The organism is Salmonella sp. SAL00672, assembly GCF_046552175.1.
GTDB lineage: Bacteria > Pseudomonadota > Gammaproteobacteria > Enterobacterales > Enterobacteriaceae > Salmonella > Salmonella enterica.
Map to the genome: position 1 here is coordinate 513,331 of NZ_JBGDUQ010000003.1, position 18,285 is coordinate 531,615.

General features: G+C 47.8%; 24 protein-coding genes. 19 read left to right on the plus strand and 5 right to left on the minus strand.

The window, feature by feature from the left end; genetic code table 11:
* Positions 1-188: 188 nt before the first annotated feature.
* The 5 genes from ACLJTG_RS12395 to ACLJTG_RS12415 form a co-directional block, all read right to left on the minus strand.
* Positions 189-1,712 carry a hypothetical protein gene (locus ACLJTG_RS12395; RefSeq protein WP_058222389.1) on the minus strand — a complete coding sequence of 508 codons (1,524 nt, stop codon included), beginning with the start codon at positions 1,710-1,712 and terminating at the stop codon, positions 189-191.
* The gene (locus tag ACLJTG_RS12400; RefSeq protein ID WP_198898199.1) at positions 1,709-2,383 is read right to left on the minus strand and encodes an AAA domain-containing protein; all 675 of its coding nucleotides are present in this window, start codon (positions 2,381-2,383) and stop codon (positions 1,709-1,711) included. Before ACLJTG_RS12400 ends, ACLJTG_RS12395 begins: the two co-directional genes overlap by 4 nt.
* Before the next feature lie 6 nt (positions 2,384-2,389).
* Positions 2,390-3,868 carry an AAA domain-containing protein gene (locus ACLJTG_RS12405; RefSeq protein ID WP_198898198.1) on the minus strand — a complete coding sequence of 493 codons (1,479 nt, stop codon included), beginning with the start codon at positions 3,866-3,868 and terminating at the stop codon, positions 2,390-2,392.
* A gap of 107 nt (positions 3,869-3,975) precedes the next feature.
* Entirely contained in the window at positions 3,976-6,594 is a 2,619-nt protein-coding gene (locus ACLJTG_RS12410) for a protein kinase domain-containing protein (RefSeq protein ID WP_023891029.1), read from the minus strand.
* A gap of 363 nt (positions 6,595-6,957) precedes the next feature.
* Positions 6,958-7,194: a hypothetical protein gene (locus tag ACLJTG_RS12415; protein WP_000366610.1), complete on the minus strand. Its 237-nt coding sequence runs from the start codon at positions 7,192-7,194 to the stop codon at positions 6,958-6,960.
* A gap of 537 nt (positions 7,195-7,731) precedes the next feature.
* Between ACLJTG_RS12415 and ACLJTG_RS12420 the strand changes: the two genes are divergently transcribed.
* The 19 genes from ACLJTG_RS12420 to ACLJTG_RS12510 all read left to right on the plus strand — a co-directional run bounded on the left by ACLJTG_RS12420 (position 7,732) and on the right by ACLJTG_RS12510 (position 18,277).
* Complete coding sequence (locus ACLJTG_RS12420; protein WP_000165430.1) at positions 7,732-8,607, plus strand: GTPase family protein; 876 nt, start codon at positions 7,732-7,734, stop codon at positions 8,605-8,607.
* 260 nt (positions 8,608-8,867) lie between these two features.
* Positions 8,868-9,581: a WYL domain-containing protein gene (locus ACLJTG_RS12425; protein ID WP_000075762.1), complete on the plus strand. Its 714-nt coding sequence runs from the start codon at positions 8,868-8,870 to the stop codon at positions 9,579-9,581.
* Positions 9,578-10,144, plus strand: coding sequence for a hypothetical protein (locus ACLJTG_RS12430; RefSeq protein ID WP_000765650.1), 567 nt, complete (start codon positions 9,578-9,580; stop codon positions 10,142-10,144). Before ACLJTG_RS12425 ends, ACLJTG_RS12430 begins: the two co-directional genes overlap by 4 nt.
* A 36-nt stretch (positions 10,145-10,180) precedes the next feature.
* On the plus strand, positions 10,181-10,633 hold the full coding sequence (locus ACLJTG_RS12435; RefSeq protein WP_001020193.1) for a YfjS/YafY family lipoprotein: 453 nt from the start codon (positions 10,181-10,183) through the stop codon (positions 10,631-10,633).
* Positions 10,630-11,082 carry a hypothetical protein gene (locus ACLJTG_RS12440; protein WP_000734135.1) on the plus strand — a complete coding sequence of 151 codons (453 nt, stop codon included), beginning with the start codon at positions 10,630-10,632 and terminating at the stop codon, positions 11,080-11,082. Before ACLJTG_RS12435 ends, ACLJTG_RS12440 begins: the two co-directional genes overlap by 4 nt.
* Positions 11,083-11,144: 62 nt before the next feature.
* Complete coding sequence (locus ACLJTG_RS12445) at positions 11,145-11,684, plus strand: DUF4339 domain-containing protein (RefSeq protein WP_001104017.1); 540 nt, start codon at positions 11,145-11,147, stop codon at positions 11,682-11,684.
* Between the two features lie 273 nt (positions 11,685-11,957).
* On the plus strand, positions 11,958-12,371 hold the full coding sequence (locus ACLJTG_RS12450) for a hypothetical protein (protein WP_000789537.1): 414 nt from the start codon (positions 11,958-11,960) through the stop codon (positions 12,369-12,371).
* A 105-nt stretch (positions 12,372-12,476) separates the two neighbouring features.
* On the plus strand, positions 12,477-12,716 hold the full coding sequence (locus ACLJTG_RS12455; RefSeq protein WP_001112363.1) for a DUF905 family protein: 240 nt from the start codon (positions 12,477-12,479) through the stop codon (positions 12,714-12,716).
* Positions 12,717-12,821: 105 nt separating this feature from the next.
* Positions 12,822-13,640: a DUF932 domain-containing protein gene (locus tag ACLJTG_RS12460; protein ID WP_001234415.1), complete on the plus strand. Its 819-nt coding sequence runs from the start codon at positions 12,822-12,824 to the stop codon at positions 13,638-13,640.
* A gap of 405 nt (positions 13,641-14,045) precedes the next feature.
* A complete protein-coding gene (locus tag ACLJTG_RS12465; RefSeq protein WP_000522007.1) occupies positions 14,046-14,429 on the plus strand; it encodes a hypothetical protein in 384 nt (127 codons plus the stop codon).
* 81 nt (positions 14,430-14,510) lie between these two features.
* On the plus strand, positions 14,511-14,969 hold the full coding sequence (locus tag ACLJTG_RS12470; RefSeq protein WP_000205295.1) for an antirestriction protein: 459 nt from the start codon (positions 14,511-14,513) through the stop codon (positions 14,967-14,969).
* 10 nt (positions 14,970-14,979) lie between these two features.
* Positions 14,980-15,459, plus strand: coding sequence for a RadC family protein (gene radC / locus ACLJTG_RS12475; protein WP_001249724.1), 480 nt, complete (start codon positions 14,980-14,982; stop codon positions 15,457-15,459).
* Between the two features lie 15 nt (positions 15,460-15,474).
* Positions 15,475-15,765: a hypothetical protein gene (locus ACLJTG_RS12480; RefSeq protein ID WP_001243218.1), complete on the plus strand. Its 291-nt coding sequence runs from the start codon at positions 15,475-15,477 to the stop codon at positions 15,763-15,765.
* Entirely contained in the window at positions 15,762-15,983 is a 222-nt protein-coding gene (locus ACLJTG_RS12485; protein WP_000691989.1) for a DUF987 family protein, read from the plus strand. The genes ACLJTG_RS12480 and ACLJTG_RS12485 overlap by 4 nt, the downstream gene beginning before the upstream one ends.
* Positions 15,984-16,000: 17 nt before the next feature.
* Complete coding sequence (locus ACLJTG_RS12490; RefSeq protein WP_001282841.1) at positions 16,001-16,369, plus strand: type IV toxin-antitoxin system YeeU family antitoxin; 369 nt, start codon at positions 16,001-16,003, stop codon at positions 16,367-16,369.
* The gene (locus ACLJTG_RS12495; RefSeq protein WP_000169463.1) at positions 16,341-16,712 is read left to right on the plus strand and encodes a type IV toxin-antitoxin system YeeU family antitoxin; all 372 of its coding nucleotides are present in this window, start codon (positions 16,341-16,343) and stop codon (positions 16,710-16,712) included. The genes ACLJTG_RS12490 and ACLJTG_RS12495 overlap by 29 nt, the downstream gene beginning before the upstream one ends.
* On the plus strand, positions 16,709-17,353 hold the full coding sequence (locus ACLJTG_RS12500) for a hypothetical protein (RefSeq protein WP_000091992.1): 645 nt from the start codon (positions 16,709-16,711) through the stop codon (positions 17,351-17,353). Before ACLJTG_RS12495 ends, ACLJTG_RS12500 begins: the two co-directional genes overlap by 4 nt.
* A gap of 58 nt (positions 17,354-17,411) precedes the next feature.
* Positions 17,412-17,789, plus strand: a complete 378-nt coding sequence (locus ACLJTG_RS12505; protein ID WP_001746454.1) for a TA system toxin CbtA family protein — start codon at positions 17,412-17,414, stop codon at positions 17,787-17,789.
* Positions 17,786-18,277 (plus strand): DUF5983 family protein, encoded by a 492-nt coding sequence (locus ACLJTG_RS12510; protein WP_000777708.1) that lies wholly within the window; start codon positions 17,786-17,788, stop codon positions 18,275-18,277. The genes ACLJTG_RS12505 and ACLJTG_RS12510 overlap by 4 nt, the downstream gene beginning before the upstream one ends.
* Positions 18,278-18,285 lie beyond the last annotated feature (8 nt).

Sequence of the window (18,285 nt, forward strand, 5' to 3'; positions counted from 1 at the left end):
TGCTCAATAATCGCACTAACTGGTAATAGGTAACGTCTAGCAGAGACGATACTTGGCCTGGATGTATGTCTTTTTATTAAAAAGGGCTTATCCATTAAGAATAGGCCCTGTAAACTCAGACATCAATCTCTAATAAGAACCAAATATAACTAATATGAATCCAAATAATTGCTAACCCAATAATACAGTTATTCCGTAGATATTATGTCAAGCAAATTTTGTAATCCTTGATAGGCAACAGGAACGTTTTCACTATCATACATAGATGAAAATATTTGTTTTGATCTCGTTGATTCAGATATCAATGAACTTGCTATTTTCAAATGTTCCACCTCAGACGAGATAAACCCTATTGGGATGCTAACCGGCTGATGTTCCAAATGGAAATGAAAAAGAACACATACAATTAAACCAGGTATAAGTAACAACTCTAATTTCCCATCCATAAGACATATATCTAGATTAAATAAATATTGAAACTGATCTCTATATTTAAATGCACGATCTTTAGCTGCATTATTCCGACCAGAGATCATTACATAAGTACCAACAGGATTGCTCTTTTTTTTATTCCTAGAATCCAACAGACGGTCAATCTTCTGAACAAACTCTCTTGCCCCGCGAGTTCTAGCCCAAAGGGATAGTTGGGGGGCAAGCCACAACCCGCTTTGAACGATAGTTTTTTCTGAAACAGGGAGGGTATCTATTTTTTCACCATCCTCACCAGATTTTAAACTAACCTCCTTATTAACTAACATTTCCTCCTGTTTTAGTATCTCATCTCCAAGCCTAGTGATAATTAAATCGGCGTTATGTTGTAGATAAAATGCTCCAAATAATGGGGTGACACGTCTATTATCATAACAAACAATACGTGTTAAATGAACATCTTGAACATATCGACGCAAATCAAAAGCATCATTCGAAACATAACGTTCAAATAACGAATAATCAAAATAATGAATAAAATCCATAAAACTATTGTTTTGCGGACGTTCTTGTTTTGAAAGTGCATCAGTAATAGCCTCTGATATTTCAAGTCTATTATTAAAAGCTTCATTATCTATATCACGTCGAATATTAACTTGGCCATCCAAATCCAGATAAAACATACACGGCAGTGGAATGCTAAAATGCTCGCCAGCATCTACCGCACTAATCTTATAGATCTCTGCTTTATTCTTCTTACAAATACTATGAAAGTGCTCTTGAAAGGCTTGCTCTGCATATTGAATTGTTTTAGATTGCCTCTCAATATTTCGTGCTGCTAACTCCACTAATGAATTTACACGTTTCAATCTGTTGGGGCGTCCTGCTGGACTAAAACTTATTAGATCAAAAATAACTTCAGAACTCCATTCTTGGATTTTAAAGAACCGAGGTAGATGATCTGAGCTATCTTGAAAACGAGTTAATGCATAAGAAGTTAGCTCTAACAGCTCATCTTCATTCCATTTAATGAGGCGTTCGTTAAGTAATGTCTGAATTATTGCATCAGTTTCTTTTTTTGTGAATCCAAAAAAATCCTGAATTTGTACAGGACTCAATGTACCACAAACATAAGCGATGCGAAGCGCGAACTCAGTAACAACGGGCAATGCCTCCTCAGCACTTATTGAGCATTCGATAGCGAAACTTTGTGCAGGAATTGCAAAAGTAATTTCATCAACAGCTAATATTTCTCTTAGTTTTTTTTCTTCCAATGTAATCATTTCTGTCCCTCCTCAATGGCTAATGCCTGAACCAAATTGAAGTTATTCCCATCACGATGTGTTTCAATGTGGTTTAATACACGGCCTAACGCTGAAGTTTGATGCCTCTCACGCCACATACGAGCAGCCCCAATGATTACTAATCTATCCATTGCACGCGAAATCGCCACATTTATTCGCTCCGAGCTGCTAAGGAACCCTTGAATACACTGATTATTATTGCGCGTCGTTGCAACGATAATGATCCGATTTTCCTTACCTTGATAACTATCAACTGTATCAATTTTAATAAGATGTCTATAACCAGTAGCCCAATCTTGTTTGCTAAGTAAACGTTGCAATAGGCGTTCTTGATTTGCATACATGCAAATTACACCAATTGGTTTTTCCTCATCTGAAGTTTCATCAATTAAATATTTGATGAATGATTCTGCTGTACATATTGAACGCAGCGTATCAATAATTTCTCTAGCTTCATAAGGATTGTCAAATCCAGGATGTTTTGCTCTTTCATAAGATTCTCCCCCAGCATCGGAAGTATCAACCCAAGTAATAATAGAACTTAATCTTTTAGGTAATTGATTAAACCAAGGTTCTGGATTTCCACGTCCAGGTTCTAACGGTTTGGGATAAAAACAAGCTGAAACCATTTCACCTATTGGTGGGGCCATTCTATATTAAGTACGTAATGTTGCTCCGACTTGTTTACCATAATCTGATTCGAAAGCACGTTCAAAATCACTACGTGTTAGTACCGCGCGATCAGAGTAATTTAGTTCTATCGATATTTTTCGCACCACTGGTTCAGGATACAAAGGTGGCAATTGACGATGATCGCCGACCAGTAACACCCTGCGACCCGACTGAATTGCTATAGCCAATTCGCCAGGTGTCGCACGAGCAGCTTCGTCGACTATCACCCAATCATAGCGATTTTTTGCTACACCAAATTGTGAGCGTCCTAGACCCACACAAGTCCCACATACAAGTGATCGGGTCTTCGCAAGAAATTCTTCAAAGTTACCTCTCAGAGTGCCTAAGCGATCTACCCACTCTTGAGACATTGCAATTACTTGCTCCAGTCTAGACACTGCATCTAAAGAAGTTACACCAAACTGATTCATTGTCTCACGGCTTAATTGATTAATCACTTCCTCTGGAGTTCCCTCCCCCGCATAACCAAACTTTTCAGATGCAATTTTTTTAAATCGTTCAAGTCGCTGATTTATTCGAGCTATCAGAGGATTATTATTAGCTTCTGATATTTCATTTTTATTTAGTTTTGTGGTTAATCTTTCTATTTCACGATTCAAACGCTTAAGTTGATATTCAATATCGAACCATCTTTCTACAAATTTGTTAGGGAGACCTAAATTTCGGTTCATTGCTGAAATTCTAACTCGCATTTCTGAGCGGAATAAGTCTCGATAATTTTGCAAAATGGAAGATGAATGATATGGATGAAGTTTTTCTGAGACCATTCCTTCTGCACCAAACCTAACAACATCTAGGGGCAGATTGCTGTGCTGACAAAGTTCAATTACTTTTTCTGCAGCATTATTAACTGCTTCATGTGACTGGCTTGCAAGAAGTATACTTTGGGCTCCTTGTGAGAGAGCATAATGGATAAATGAAGCAATGAATGAAGTTTTACCAGTGCCTGGAGGGCCTTGCAAAAGACTCAATGGGCCGTATGACCAAAGTTTAGAAAAGGCATCTCGTTGCTGTCGATTGAGTGAAAAAGATAGCTCTCCATCTTTATCATATCGATTATAAGCATCAAGATCAGAATCAGTTGGCTCTGGTTGTAGATATTGTGGATGAGGGCAAGTTAATGGTTCAAAGTAATTGATTAATGAGGGGATAGCCGATTCAGCATTTAAAATACGTGTAACTGCATGACGCCTACGAATAAAAGATGATAGATCTTGTTGACTTCGTAATTTCAAAGTGTCGCCAATATTAGTCTGAATGCGAATCTTTGGATTTTCAAGTACGAGAGTAGATTGGGTAGTCTCTCTTATATCAACATTCCCTACACGAATCAGTTCACCGTTTATTTCTTGTAATGCCTCAACTTTTGCATCTGATTCATAGTCTAAAGACTCTCCCTCTTTTCTGTAAGGTATTCGCAATTTCTCATGACGCTTATCCATATCCCTGACAACTGATGAGGTGATTTCAATTTCAGGTAAGGAATCTTCTTCTGCATCTAAAATTGCACGCCAAAGTGATGCTGTATGTGGTCTTGTTTGAGAAACAGTTAAAGTTTCTGAGTTCTCAATTTCTTCCTCATCAGAAGAAAAATCGCCACCGAGAATTCTATTCTGAATTCTCGATATTGCAGAGATAACCTCAGGTATTTTTTTACATGTTCTAATAACTTGCTAGGGTCATCCGCGGATGAGGGTTCGAATAGTATATTAGCTTCGAGTTGTGTAATGGCTTGTGATGCCATTCGTACAAATAAGCTATGGGCTATATCTTTAGTTCGTAAAAATGCAAAATCTAATTGGGTCGCTTTAAGATAGATTTGTAACTGTTTACGTACTCCGGCAAAAGCTACGATAATATGAGGCTGCTGCTTTGGCGAACGGACTCGTTCTTCACTAATACTGATATGGTATACACCATTGTCATTTATTAATTTCTGGCTGGAGGTCAGTTGCCTCATTAATACTGACAACCTCACTCCCTCATTTATTTGTGGAGGGTTGATTAACATCTCTATTTCATCATTTATTCGGTCAAGAGAATAAATTTTAAAATCCCGCCCCATACAACTTCTGATCTCATTAAGTAAAGCTGATGGATCAATCCCTTCCCAGTTAACGTCGTGTTCTAAAATCTCATTACACACTTTGGCCACAGCGTAGCAATCACGTTCCTCCATAGGCAAAGATTCGTAATCTGTAGGTACATATGCAGGAGTGAATATTATATTCTCACCTGAACAAGGTATATCAAGTGCATCAATGAAGCGAACATCTCCCACTTCTATTAGAATATTGTTAGGGTGCAGATCCCCATGTTGTAATTGCATAGCATGTAAATGTAAGACTGCCCTAACTATTTTTTTGCATAGTAATATCAATTCACGACCAACATGACATGATTTGACAGCGTCATTTAGGAATTCCCCATTCAACCATTTTTGGACTAAATAGGTTCCTGCATCTGAAATACCAAAATCAATAACTTCAGCAAGAGAAGAACAGGGCTGGGATTTTATTAGGCGAGCTTTATCGAGAAAATTCTGAAGTTGTAAAGCCTCTTCCGGTCGCTTTATATCTGGTTTCCGCCCATACCATACTTTAACCGAAACACTCTCACCAGAAAAAGTCGATTTATATAAATGACTTATGCCCTGCTTTATATTTTCCTCAATAGGATAAATAACCATTGGAATCAACTCACTTCGATAAGGCTCGAATCTACGTAAGTCAATACCTGTTTTTTCCGGATATCCTAAAGATAAGGTATTAAACGAATTAAGCATCGTTCGCGCATCTGAAAATCGACCTGCGGGAATTAAATCCAAAGCAGTTTCAAACCAAGTGCTAAGTTGTGGATCAACTTCAAAATCAGTTGGACTATTCCAAACAAATAAAGAGTCTTCTTGCTTGGGGGCTTGTAAAAATAAAATATGATGTATAACTACAGCCAATAAATAAACATCTCTACGGAATGGATCGCTCGCTTCACCTTGTCCAATTTCGGAATCCTCAGGTAAAATAGTTTTGCTTGCACGAAGCTGATCACGAAGAGAACCAACTGTTCCTAATTCAGGAAAATATGCGGTCAGGAAACCTGATATAGATATTTTAGATGGCCGTTCTAACCAAATAGTATGATCGCTAATATCCCGATGAGCAACGCCCAAGTCATGTAAATCGGCTGCGTGGGATAAAAGTACCTTTACAAAGTTAACCCTTTCACAGAACTCTAGATCTTCACCAAAACGTTGAATGAATTCATTAAGTCTTAATTGTCTCGACGGTAGTCTATATAGTTCACAGAAGTCAGCATCTATATCATCTCGAGTTGGATGCGATAGAGGTTGCAAAACTACGCTATCAAGTTGTTCATTTTGCTCATGAATGAAACCTAGAACTTTATGCTCTCGCAATGCTATACGGGCTCGTTCATCAATAGTATCGGCTATGCCAGATAATGCTGAGAAATCCCATCGCCTTAATAATGCTTCATGTCGTTGGTCATCTTTTTTGACAGATTTGTATTCTTTGTACAATCCATCAGGATGAGGAAAAGTTGCTTCTCCAACAATTTGGAAATTATTGAATGAAAAACTTGAAGGCTTGAAATCCTTACCTCTAAAAAATGGTGTGAACACCTGCAAATATTCACAAGGCTTACGCGCTTTTTGTGGACCAAATTCGCCTTGGTACCCCCCAGATTTGGCAATTTTTAAAAACTGTTCAAGTGTACATACAAATGATTTTTCATCTTCTGGAATTTCAGAAAAGTCAGCACTCCCACACATGACAACTCTGTAATCAATGTATACTTCTGTTGCTGGCGCACTTAGACGAGTTTTAATCTTTGATGATAAAATTTTCCACTTATCGGCAAGGACTTTAACTGGTGAACGTCCCATGTCATCACCATCACGTAACCAATGATCATGCATTGGTTCAATTTTTCCGCGCCACTTTTTAAGCTCCACGATTAGGAGTCTATCATGCGTCAGAAGAACTAAATCAATCTCTCGATCTCTATAAGTTGTATCCATCATCATGAAACCAGCATAGCCATGCCATTTTTGGCTAAAACTAGATGCATTGAAAACTTCTACCATCCTCTTAATTGCTTCCTTTTCTGAGGCATGGATACCGTCACTACTTAGAATATCAATCTTCATTTTTATATTTTCATCAGGAGTTCCGTCATGTTAACGATTTGCAAGACTCTTAACGGAAACGCAAACAAAAAATGACAGATAACTCGTGAAATCAAGGACAAAATGCAGAACTAACTCAACAGGAGCAGTACTACATACCGCATTCAATTATTGATGAATTTTTCACCACACAACATGATGACATGTAACCTATTGATTTTAAAAATATTAATAGTTATAAACATATTCCTTGCCATTGTTTGATTTATCAAACTGTGCACATGATCTGTAAGTCGGCAATGGCCTTCTCACTGAGAAGGCCATATTTGTATTGCATCAACCAATTACTGAAATGCACAGTTTCGTTACGCAATTTTCTATAGATTACCGGTAGTCATCAGCAAGTCCGCTACTAAATAACGTTTCTGCATTTTCAGCGGTAGCAACAGCATCCTGCACATCCTGCCGTTTCAAATCTAACACTCGTAATTTACCCTTTACTTCGGCGACAGATTCGATTCGCCTGTAAGCATCAGAATGATGTTCGGCATATAGAGCAAGTCCTTTCAGTTTGGACAAAGCATCAGCCAGATGTAGGCCATGTGGATCTACCAGGTCCACAACTATTTTGCCATCCTGTTCGGCAAAGAACAGGAAATCGGGACGAACAATCTTGTACTGTTCAGCTTCAACATAAGCGATTCCCAGTGACGACTGCCCTGTGTACTGTGGATTACGACAAAGGGAAGACGTGACGACAGGATCTTGATTTCTCGATCAAGATCAGCGCCTAGTTGCGGGTCTTTGGCCTTTGCTTTAGCTATTAAATCAGTCAGCCTGGACATATATTCCTTATTCCTTATCAATTCTGAGCATTGCAGGTTCTGAACGTTTTTCTCTGAGGCGAGCTCAATGTATTGATTTTTTTGTCGGAATCAGAACGCTGAAAAATTGGCGGTAATATTAACACTAATCAACGACTTCAGCGATCCTAAAACAGGAAAGTACAGGTTATTACCAGCATGTTTGCAGCTCGATTCCCTCGATCAGTATCATCAGACAATCCCAAATAATTTCAGATAGATATCATCAAAGTGAATCCCCCGCCTCTTTAACCGGAGTGCGGGGATTTTTATTTTTTCACGCTGAGAACCCTGTATGACTAAACCTCACGGCCTTCAGGCCCTGGAACAACCGCTGTCGGCGCTTCCCGATACGCTTCGTCAGCTTATTCTTGAACGTATTCAGAACCTCACCCACTACGAGCCGGTGATTGGCATCATGGGCAAGAGCGGTGCGGGTAAGTCTTCGCTCTGTAATGAACTCTTCCGGGGTGAGGTCTCCCCCATCAGTGATGTGAACGCCTGTACCCGTGACGTGCTGCGCTTCCGGTTGCGCAGCGGTCGTCACAGTCTGATGATTGTTGATTTACCGGGTGTGGGAGAAAACGGGCTGCGGGACCAGGAATACCGTGCCCTGTACCGGCGTATGCTGCCGGAGCTGGACCTGGTGCTGTGGGTCATTAAAGCCGACGACCGGGCGCTGTCAGTAGACGAGCAGTTCTGGCATGGGGTGATGCAACCTTACCAGCAGCAGGTGCTGTTTGTGCTGAACCAGGCTGACAAAATCGAACCCTGCCACGAATGGGATATCCGCACCAGTACCCCCTCGCCACAGCAGCAGACTAACCTGAAGGCGAAACAGGCCGCCATTACCACGATATTCACTCCCCGTCATCCGGTCTGCATGGTGTCAGCGTTGACCGGTTGGGGCGTGGAAGCGATGGTGGCAACCATGATGCGCTGTCTGCCGGACCATGCCACCAGCCCGGTGGCGACACAACTGCACGGGAGGCTCTGCACCGGGCCGGTCAGGTCACAGGCCCGTGATAGCTTCGGTGAGGCCGTGGGGCGGGTGTTCGATACGGCAGAATCATCGTCGTTTCTGCCTGCGCCGCTGAAGACTGTGATACGTACCGTGCGTGATGCGGTGGTGTCCGTGGCCCGCGCGGTCTGGGACTGGATTTTCTTCTGAATGAGTAAAAGGTCATCAGGACTGTAGTGAATGACTCTGTTTATTCACCGCCTGGTAGATGATTATTTCCAGGCAGACATAACCTGTCCTGACCAGCAAAAGATACCACCAGTCGTAAGCGCGTCACCACTGCCGACGTTGCATCCACACAGTCTTCTTGCACCAGGCGTTTCGCTACGTATGACGGACACAACCCGTCAGTCCCATCCTTTACAGTAATACCATCTTAATTAACCAGTTATTAAACACGGAGATAATGCATGTCTCAGGCTGAGCGTCGTTATGACCGCTTGTCTGTCCGGCTATCGCTGATTATCAGCCGTCTGCTCGCGGGTGAAACGCTGAATATGCGCAAACTGGCCGCTGAGTTTGGCGTGTCGGTTCGCACCCTGCATCGTGATTTCCGCGAGCGTCTGATTTACCTCGACATCGAGTATCAGGATGGCTGCTGCCGTCTGCTGACCGGGGGCCGTCAGGAGATTCGGGAGGAGGCAGCAATGCAGTTCGCCCGTCAGTCAGGCACTGGCACATTGTTTCCTGATATGGACCACCATCTGGTCAGTTCGTTGCTGAGTAGCCAGGATTCCTCGCCATGCCTTATCTGGCATCAGGGGGCAACCATACCACTTTCCCGACCGGGCATCTTCACACGACTGGTCAGGGCGGTATCAGAACACCAGAAGGTAACCCTGCTTACTGACGGGAGTCGTTGTGACAGCCTTGCCCCATATCGGCTGATTTTCAGCACCGGTGAGTGGTTTCTGGCGGGAGAACATCTCGGCCGGATAACCGTTTTTGCGCTGCACACCGTTCACTCCGTGACGTTTCACCCGGAAACCTTCACACCAGACGGACATTTCACCCGCATTCTGTCCCGCCCGGACTTTTTACAGGCGTTACCTCATTTTCATATTTTACATTCACTGCTCGCTGACGACAGTTACGGGCAACTTACCCATAAGGAACAGGTATGAAATTATTCACCACGGCGGCGCTGGCCGCCAGCCTCTGCATTACCTCTGTGCCTCCGGTCCTCGCAGATGACATCATGGGCTCCGTCAGGTCCTGGCAGTACATGCAGGCCGACGGCTGGAAATCGGCCGACGGTACGGATAACAACACACTGCATAACGCCCTTTATCAGGCTGATGTAATAGGCAATTATCCCTGGACGAAACAGTTTCTGCTGCGTATTCGTGGCGGCGGTGCCTATTACCTTGCCGACAAGAAAACGCACACGGTACGCAGGCTAAATCTGAAACCGGCCAGCGGCTACACCTCTGACCTGACTTCGGTGTACCAGGGCGAAGACCAGGGGAAAGGCTGTTATTTCACCATTATCGATACGCAATATCAACTGGAGCTGGCCGAAGAACCTCACAGCAATCAGGTGCTGGCCGCCTTCCCGGAAAATTGCGTCAACAAAAAACAACAGGCGGCCCTGGCGGCCAGAAGCTCTGAAGCCGACAGGAAACTGCAGCAATGGGTGGCGCAGCAGAGCCTGGCAGAATTATGTCGTCGTACAGGCAACTGCTGAACCCGCTGAAAAACAACCATAACAGGGAGTTTTACCATGAATATATTCAATACGCGTCTGACGACCTTTCTGGTGGTTATCGGCACTCTGCTGGCATCCGGCTGCGACAGCAAGGAAGATGCTGGCGTGAAGGCGATTGCCCGGTTTAAGGACCTGACTCCGCCGCCGTTCAGCGACGTGGTGTCTCACAAATCCGATGTCGTGCAGGAATGGGTAAAAAAGGATGCCTTCGGCACACCGCTATACACGGTAATGAAAACCCGCCAGTCGCCGGAAGGCTGTGAGTCCGGTAATTATTACTACATTGCTGATATGCAGCAGAAAACGGTGCAGCCGCTGATAGCCGCCCTGTGTCTCGCGGGCAATATTACTCTGAGCTTCCGGATCGAGACTGACAGCTATATGGGTGAAAAATCGGTGGTGTATTCGCACGATGGCAAGGAAATGGGGAAACTCTATCTGCCGGATAACCAGGAGAACCATCCATGAAGAAGCTGAAAGGTGTTATCTCTGCTGCAGTCCTGAGTCTGTATTTGCTGACACCGGCCCATGCTGATGGCGGTTTTCAGGGTGCCATCAAAGGCGGCATTCCGGCCTACACCCGCGATATGCAGCATAACAAACCCTTCTGGTGTAACCAGTACAAACTGGAGAGAAAGATGTGTGAAGTGGTTTCGCAATCGGAAAACGGGCGCGTTGCCATTGTCAGAATGGTCCCCACCGACTGGAAATGCCCCAACGGTATCTGGGGTGTGGTTGACCGTTCTAATGGTGACGCCATGGAGTTGATTCCGACGGCGAAAATGTCCCTGGAGCAGTACTGCAGCAAGGCATTCAGTGCAGGTTTTGTCAAACCACAGAACAGGAAATCACTGGCCGACGTCGTGATGTACTACAACGGCAAGCCAGTCGGTTCTTTCGAATACATTGAAGAGTGAACTCCCTGCCTCAGGGAGAAGCCTCCCATATTCATTTAACACATTAAAAATAAAGGAAAAGAATGAACTGGCATTATGAGAAAAATGGCGTGCGTCACGACAATGTGACCGAAGCCGACATAACCGAACGTATTCAGCGCGGGGAGCTGAATGCCTCAACGCTGGTATGGCAACAGGGCATGACGGAATGGCAGCCGCTGTCAGCCACGCCGCTGGCAGATGTCCTGAAACAATGTGCGGTTCCCCCCGCGCTGCCCGGCAATCGTATCCCCGGAGGCGTGGTCTGGACGCTGGCCTTTGCGCCCCTGATTGGGTATGCCCTAGAGATGTGGACGGCCGGGCTGAGCGGAATGGAATTTGAAGAGGCGTATGCCGCCGTGACGGAGGGGCAATACTGGTTTATCACACTGATACTGAATATTGCGCTGGGGTATCTGGATGAACGACGGCTCCGTAAATCCGGCGTTGATACCGCTGCCTTTGGCTGGCTGGCCTGGCTGGTTCCGTTTTATCTGTGGCGCAGGGCTAAAGCCCTCGGTCAGAAACCGGCTTATTTCTGGGTCTGGTTGGTTATGTTAATACTGGTGTTATTAACTGCCTGATATTCTTTATCACAGAGTTTACTAAATAATCAGGTCATTAGTGTAATTAACAAGTAAATGATGTAAATCGCCTTGGAGCAGCTGTGTCTTATTTGATTCAGAGGACAGTCAAAGTCACAATATAAAATATTCCCCCGTTGAAGTGCATACTTCGGGCATGTGTTTAATAAACAGGCCGGACTTTAATTTCGGCCTCTCGGGGGGAGTTATAAGTGTTGCGGAAACAGGGGGCTTATATTTTTATTTAACATCAGAAACACTGGAGTATTTATCATGAAAAATATTATCACCATTTTAATGGTTGCAGTTATCAGTTTCTTTACCGGTAATGTATCTGCAAACACGGCTGTACCTTTACCGCACAACCTTACTGACGTCACTGACGGTACGGAGTTCTGGTGTCAGGGGACCGATACCACTGATGGAAGATGTAAATACCTGGGTACATCCAAAGACATGCAATACGGTCTGGTACACGCTATGGGCGGTACGGCGTGTTGGGATGGTTTCTACGGCGTGATTAACTTTTACACCGGCAAAGCTCAGACCATCAAATACAACGACAATCAAAGTTGTGAAGGCGATATCAAAGCCAGTTTCGTTACGCTGAAAAACGGTAAACTGGGCGTTAAACTTTACGACAACACAATTCACGAAGTTGTCGGACTTGACCAAATTAAAATCTAAGGAATAAATCATGCGCCTGATCTGTGTGTTATTAATTTATTAATATTAGTAATTAATACAGCGCCTGCCATGATGACAGGCGCTTTTTACTATAAAGTAACAGATATGCCAGACTGTACATCACTTTTATTGCCTGAAGGCGAAGGCCCTTTCTCACGCACGCAGGCGATTGCCGTCACAACAGCTTACCGCAATGTGTTTATTGAAGATGACCAGGGCACACATTTCCGGCTGGTCATACGCGACAGTTATAATCAGTTGCTCTGGTGGGCATGGAATTTTGAAGCCCGTGCCTGGTACTGGCTGAACCGCTATCTGCTCAGCCACGGAATACCCCGACACTGACTCACCGCTGCTCACCCCACCAGCAACCACGCCAACAGGCCATGTTCCCACAGGAGCATGGCTTTTTGTTTATGCAGTTAAATCAACCCACGAAGGAAATTAACAATGCGCTTAGCCAGCCGCTTTGGACGGATTAACCAGATACGCCGCGACCGTCCCTTAACCCGTGAAGAATTAATACAGGTGGTCCCCAGCGTTTTTGGTGAGGACAAACATGCGTCCCGCAGTGAACGCTACACCTGCATACCGACCATCACCATCCTGGAAAACCTTCAACGGGAAGGGTTCCAGCCGTTCTTCGCTTGTCAGTCACGGGTTCGTGACCCTGCTCGTCGGGAATATACGAAGCACATGCTCCGCCTGCGTCGCACCGGTCAGATACACGGTCAGCAGGTGCCGGAAATCATCATCCTGAATTCGCACAGTGGTGAGTCCAGTTTTCAGTTATTGCCGGGAATTTTCCGCAGCGTATGCACGAATTCGCTCGTCTGCGGGCAGTCCTTTGGCGAAATCAGAGTTCCGCACCGGGGCGATGTCGTTAACAAGGTCATTGAGGGAGCCTACGACGTACTCAGCGTCTTTGACCGGATGGAAGAGAAGCGCGACGCCATGCAGTCACTTTTATTACCGCCACTGGCACAGCATGCACTGGCGAATGCTGCCCTGACGTACCGTTTTGGTGAAGAGCATCAGCCGGTGACGGCAACGCAGATACTGACACCCCGACGTTATGAAGACCGCAGTGATGACCTGTGGACAACGTACCAGCGTATCCAGGAGAACTTGCTGAAAGGCGGGCTTCCGGGACGTACTGCGAAGGGCAAACGCAGCCATACCCGAGCCGTTAACGGCATTGACGGGGACATCAGGCTAAACCGTGCCCTGTGGGTGATGGCGGAACAGATGCAGCAGGCGCTGAGTTGATGCGCCATGTTCCTGCTGATGCCCGTCAGGCCAGAATATATCCGGTATCCCTGGCGAACCAGCCAGGCTGCCGTTCCATATCCGACGACGACCTCTGTGCCTGGTGTTCTCACCTCTGTTACCGGCCCGGTGAGCTCAGCCTGTGTCGGCTGTTCATTACTGATGGTACCTGGCCCGCACGGTCTGGCGCTGACGGCTATGCACAGTCCTGCCCGGCATTCCACCTGAACCAGAATACTCACCCCGGCAAATAAGACGAAAAGCTTGTTCTCCTGCCCCCCCGATATTGCCAGTAACAACATCCGAAAGTCACCCCACTCCGCTTATTCACCGACAGACACCCCGGGCCATGCTCTTCCCGTGCATGGCCTTTTCATTTATCTCAGCGTAATCAGGAGGTTCCCCATGGGACTCGATTTATATTTCATTAAACGTCCGGCCGAAACCACGGCAGACACCACCCGCCGGGAGCAGGACGAGGCCGTCGGGTATTACCGCAAGTTCAACGCTCTGCTCAACTGGATTGATGCCAACGCCGGGGAGGTGGAGAACTGTACTGATGTCCCCCTGACCCGCCAGGACCTGGAAAAACTCCGGGCCACTCTTGACCGCCTCACGCCGGAAAACTGCCACGACCTGTTCCCGACCACCGAAGGGTTCTTCTTCGGCTCGCAGGAGTACGACGACAGTTACTGGTCTGACGTGGAAAACCTGAAACAGTTTGTACAGCAACAGCTGGCGTCGTTTGATTTCAGCACCCACCGCCTGTGTTTCCACGCCTGGTGGTGACGTCCCCGTAGATCCCCTTCAGTTCAGCCGGTTCCGGATATCCCCGAACCGGTTATATTTCAGTCTGTTAAGGAAACCATAATGACCACAGCAATTAACCCTGAACTTATCCCTGCGCCTGATGAAACCCTCATCACCGCCACGCCCGTACCGGATGAGGACCGCCCTGACTTCTGGCCCCGCCACTTCCGGGGCGTTCCGCAGTGGATATTACTGGAGCCCCGTATCTTCGCCTGGACGGACCGCCTGTGCGCGGACTACAGCGGCGGTATCTGGCAGTTTTACACGCTGAGCAACGGTGGCGCATTTATGGCCCCGGAGGCGGATGACGGGGACGACACCTGGTCACTGTTCAACGCCATGAACGGCAACAGCGCGGACATGAGCCCTGAGGCGGTCGGGATCACCGCCTGCCTGCTGGAGTACAGCCACCATGCCTGCCGTACCGGCAGCGACCTGATGACCGCGCATTACCTCCACCTGCGGGATTATACCCTTAACCATCCTGAATGCAGCGCCATCATGCATATCACCGACTGAGGATACCGACATGAGACAACAGTTACCGCTGTTTGCCGCCACATTACCGGCATCCGCACAACAAATCATCCGGGAAGCCTTAACCCTGCTGGAGAGCCAGTTACGCGAACCCGGGGCGGCATTTACCTCCAGCCATGCTGTCCGGGACTGGCTACGCCTGCAACTCTCCGCGCCAGAGCGGGAAGAATTTGTTGCGCTCTTCCTCGATAACCAGCATCGCCTTATTGCTCACGAAACGCTCTTCAGCGGCACTATCAACCATACTCAGGTCCATCCCCGCGAAGTGGTGAAATCCGGTCTGAAACATAACGCCGCCGCTGTCATTGTGGCGCATTGTCATCCGTCGGGGCTTGCCGATCCCAGCCTGGCGGACCGTCAGATAACAGAGCGGCTCAGACAGGCCCTGGACCTGGTGGATATCCGTCTGCTGGATCACCTGGTGGTTGGCGGCATGGAGATTGTCTCGTTCGCTGAACGCGGCTGGCTTTAAAAAGGTAATGACACCATGAGAAACGATGAAACGCAGGTTATACCCGCTGATATTTTCAGTGGCGTGACCGTTCTTCGTCTGGAGAACGGGGATGAAGCGGTTTATGTACACGGTCTCTTCCTGGAGTGTGCTGATATCGCGCAGGGCGACAAACCTCTCACGGATATTGCAGCACGCCTCGCCGGGCTCCTGAAGATACCGTTCAGACAGATAACGCTACCTGTCCCGGAGGATGAGGAGTGGTGCTGGAATGATATTGTTGATGCCCTGCTGAAAAACACCAGCTCAGGCGGGACTGCCGTATGAAAATTATCAGCAAACGCCGGGCAATGGCGATATACCGCCGGCACCCGCAGTCCCGTCTGTTTCGCTTCTGTACCGGGAAATATCCGTGGTCCGGCAGCGTCTGTCACTGGTACGACCGGGACGTACAGGATATCAGTGGCGTACTGGCCGTGTACGCTGAACGACGCCGGGACCGCCACGGCCCGTACACCCGCCTGATGTGCGTCACCCTGAATTAACCCACGGAGGAAAACCGATGTCAGATAACCCCGACCGCAAACAACCGGATAATCATTCAGTCCCCTGCATCCGGGGCCGTCTGCTGCAGGACGGCTGTCTGTTCCGTTTACAGACCAGCAGGGACGATATCAGGGCGGCATTCACGGAGGAGGAGGCCCGCTGGCTGGAGCAGGCCTTCCCGCTGATATTACAGCAGATGGTCACGATGGCGTCCCCCGGCTCACCGGAGGCACAGACGCCGCATGTCTTTCACCACAACGGGCTGACCTGTGAATCAGAACCCGGTCCACAGGGCGCTGTCAGCCTGATGATTTACCCGAAATCTGATGAATCCCCCTTGTCAGAGGAACCCTTAAATGACGAAGACCACAACCACCGTACATGACCTCACGTCTCCCTGGTGGGGACTCCGCCGCAATGTGTCACCATGTTTTGGCGCACGGCTGGTTCAGGAGGGCAACCGCCTGCATTACCTGGCTGACCGCGCCGGCATTACCGGACAGTTCAGCGACGCGGATTTACGTCACCTGGACCAGGCCTTTCCGGTACTACTGAAACAACTGGAGCTGATGTTACTTTCCGGTGAGCTTAATCCCCGCCATCAGCACTGCGTCACCCTGTACGCAAAGGGACTGGTATGCGAGGCCGACTCACTCGGGTCGTGCGGCTACATTTATCTCGCCATTTACCCCGGAGAACCGCCTGAAACCGGAGGTATGGCACGATGAGCCGGGTCATTTCCACCACGGTGTATCTGTCTGATGAACTCTCAGAGTCAGCCCGCAAGAAGGCCCGCGCCTGGTACTGCGAAGGGGGGCTGGAGTATGAGTGGTACGACGCTGTTTATGAGGATTTCACCCTGATTTGCAACATCCTGGGCGTGAGACTCAAAACACGTATCTTCACCACCACCGGCGGCAGATCCTACGAAAAAGCCTGTATCTGGTTTTCCGGTTTCTGCTGTCAGGGGGACGGAGCCTGCTTTGAGGGGCTGTACCACTATCAACCCGGTGCCGCACAACACATCAGAAAGCATGCGCCTCAGGACGAAGCGCTTCACCGTATTGCTGATGAGCTGCAGGCAATCCAGCAGCGTAACCTCTGGCAGCTTCAGGCTGATATTCAGCATCAGGGGCGCTATTACCATGAATACAGTATGCACATTACTGTTGAGCGGGACTCCCCCACCGGTCAGGAAGCCACCGATGACGCAGACGGTGTCCTGGGTGACGCGTTACGCGATCTGGCCCGCTGGTTATATCAGCAACTTGAAACGCAATACGACTGGCTGACCTCACCGGAGGCCGTGGATGAGGCGCTTATCGCCGGCGGTTACACCTTCACCGAAACCGGCCAGCGCTTCGGTTAAACTTTTTCGTCACTCCCTTCCGGTTCATTTCTTACCTTCCACCAACAGAGAACACATTATGCAGATTTTACCCTCACTCCCGCCCGGGGCGACTTCGTCACACCCCACGCCTGTCGGCATCTGGCAGACCCTGCTGTCGCATCTGCTGCAACAACACTACGGTCTGATGCTGAACGACACCCCGTTTGCTAACGACGGCGTCATTGAGCAGCATATCAACGCCGGCATCTCCCTGTGCGATGCGCTGAACGGTATTGTTGAAAAATATGACCTGGTCCGGACCGACCGCCCGGGATTCAGTATTGCAGTGCAGTCTCCGTTCATTACCCGTATCGATATTCTCCGCGCCAGAAAAGCCTGTGGCCTGATGAAACGTCGTGGCTACCGGGCCGTTACCGACATCACCACCGGCAGATACAGCGGGGGGGCACGATGAAGCTGTCCATGACCGTGGAAGCCGATACAATCAACGTCCGGGCCCTTAATGGGGGCCGGATCGTCGTGGATATCGACGGTATTGAACTCGCCAGCCTGATCGATGTGGTCTGTGATAACGGATATTCACTTCGCGTTGCTGACGAGCCCGGAAAGCTGATTGTTGAAGATCCGCTTCCGCCCGTCGCCCGCGTTAACGGCATTCAGTGCAGCACCGCACATATCACGGAGAAAGACAATGCTCTGCTGTTTACCCTTTCACACCAGTATGAAGACTTTGGCGAGTCGGAGTGGATTTTGTATACCGGCTCCGGCTACTTACTCCACCTGGAGGCATGGTCATTTCCGGTTCTGCGGCTTAAACGGCTGGGGCTGTCGAAAGCCTGTCGACGGTTAGTGGTGACGCTGATACGCCGTTACGCCGCTGGTATTCTCCACCTGGATGCTTTCGGCGAACTCCTGCCAGGCTTTGCCACCTTCGACTGGTAACCCACTTC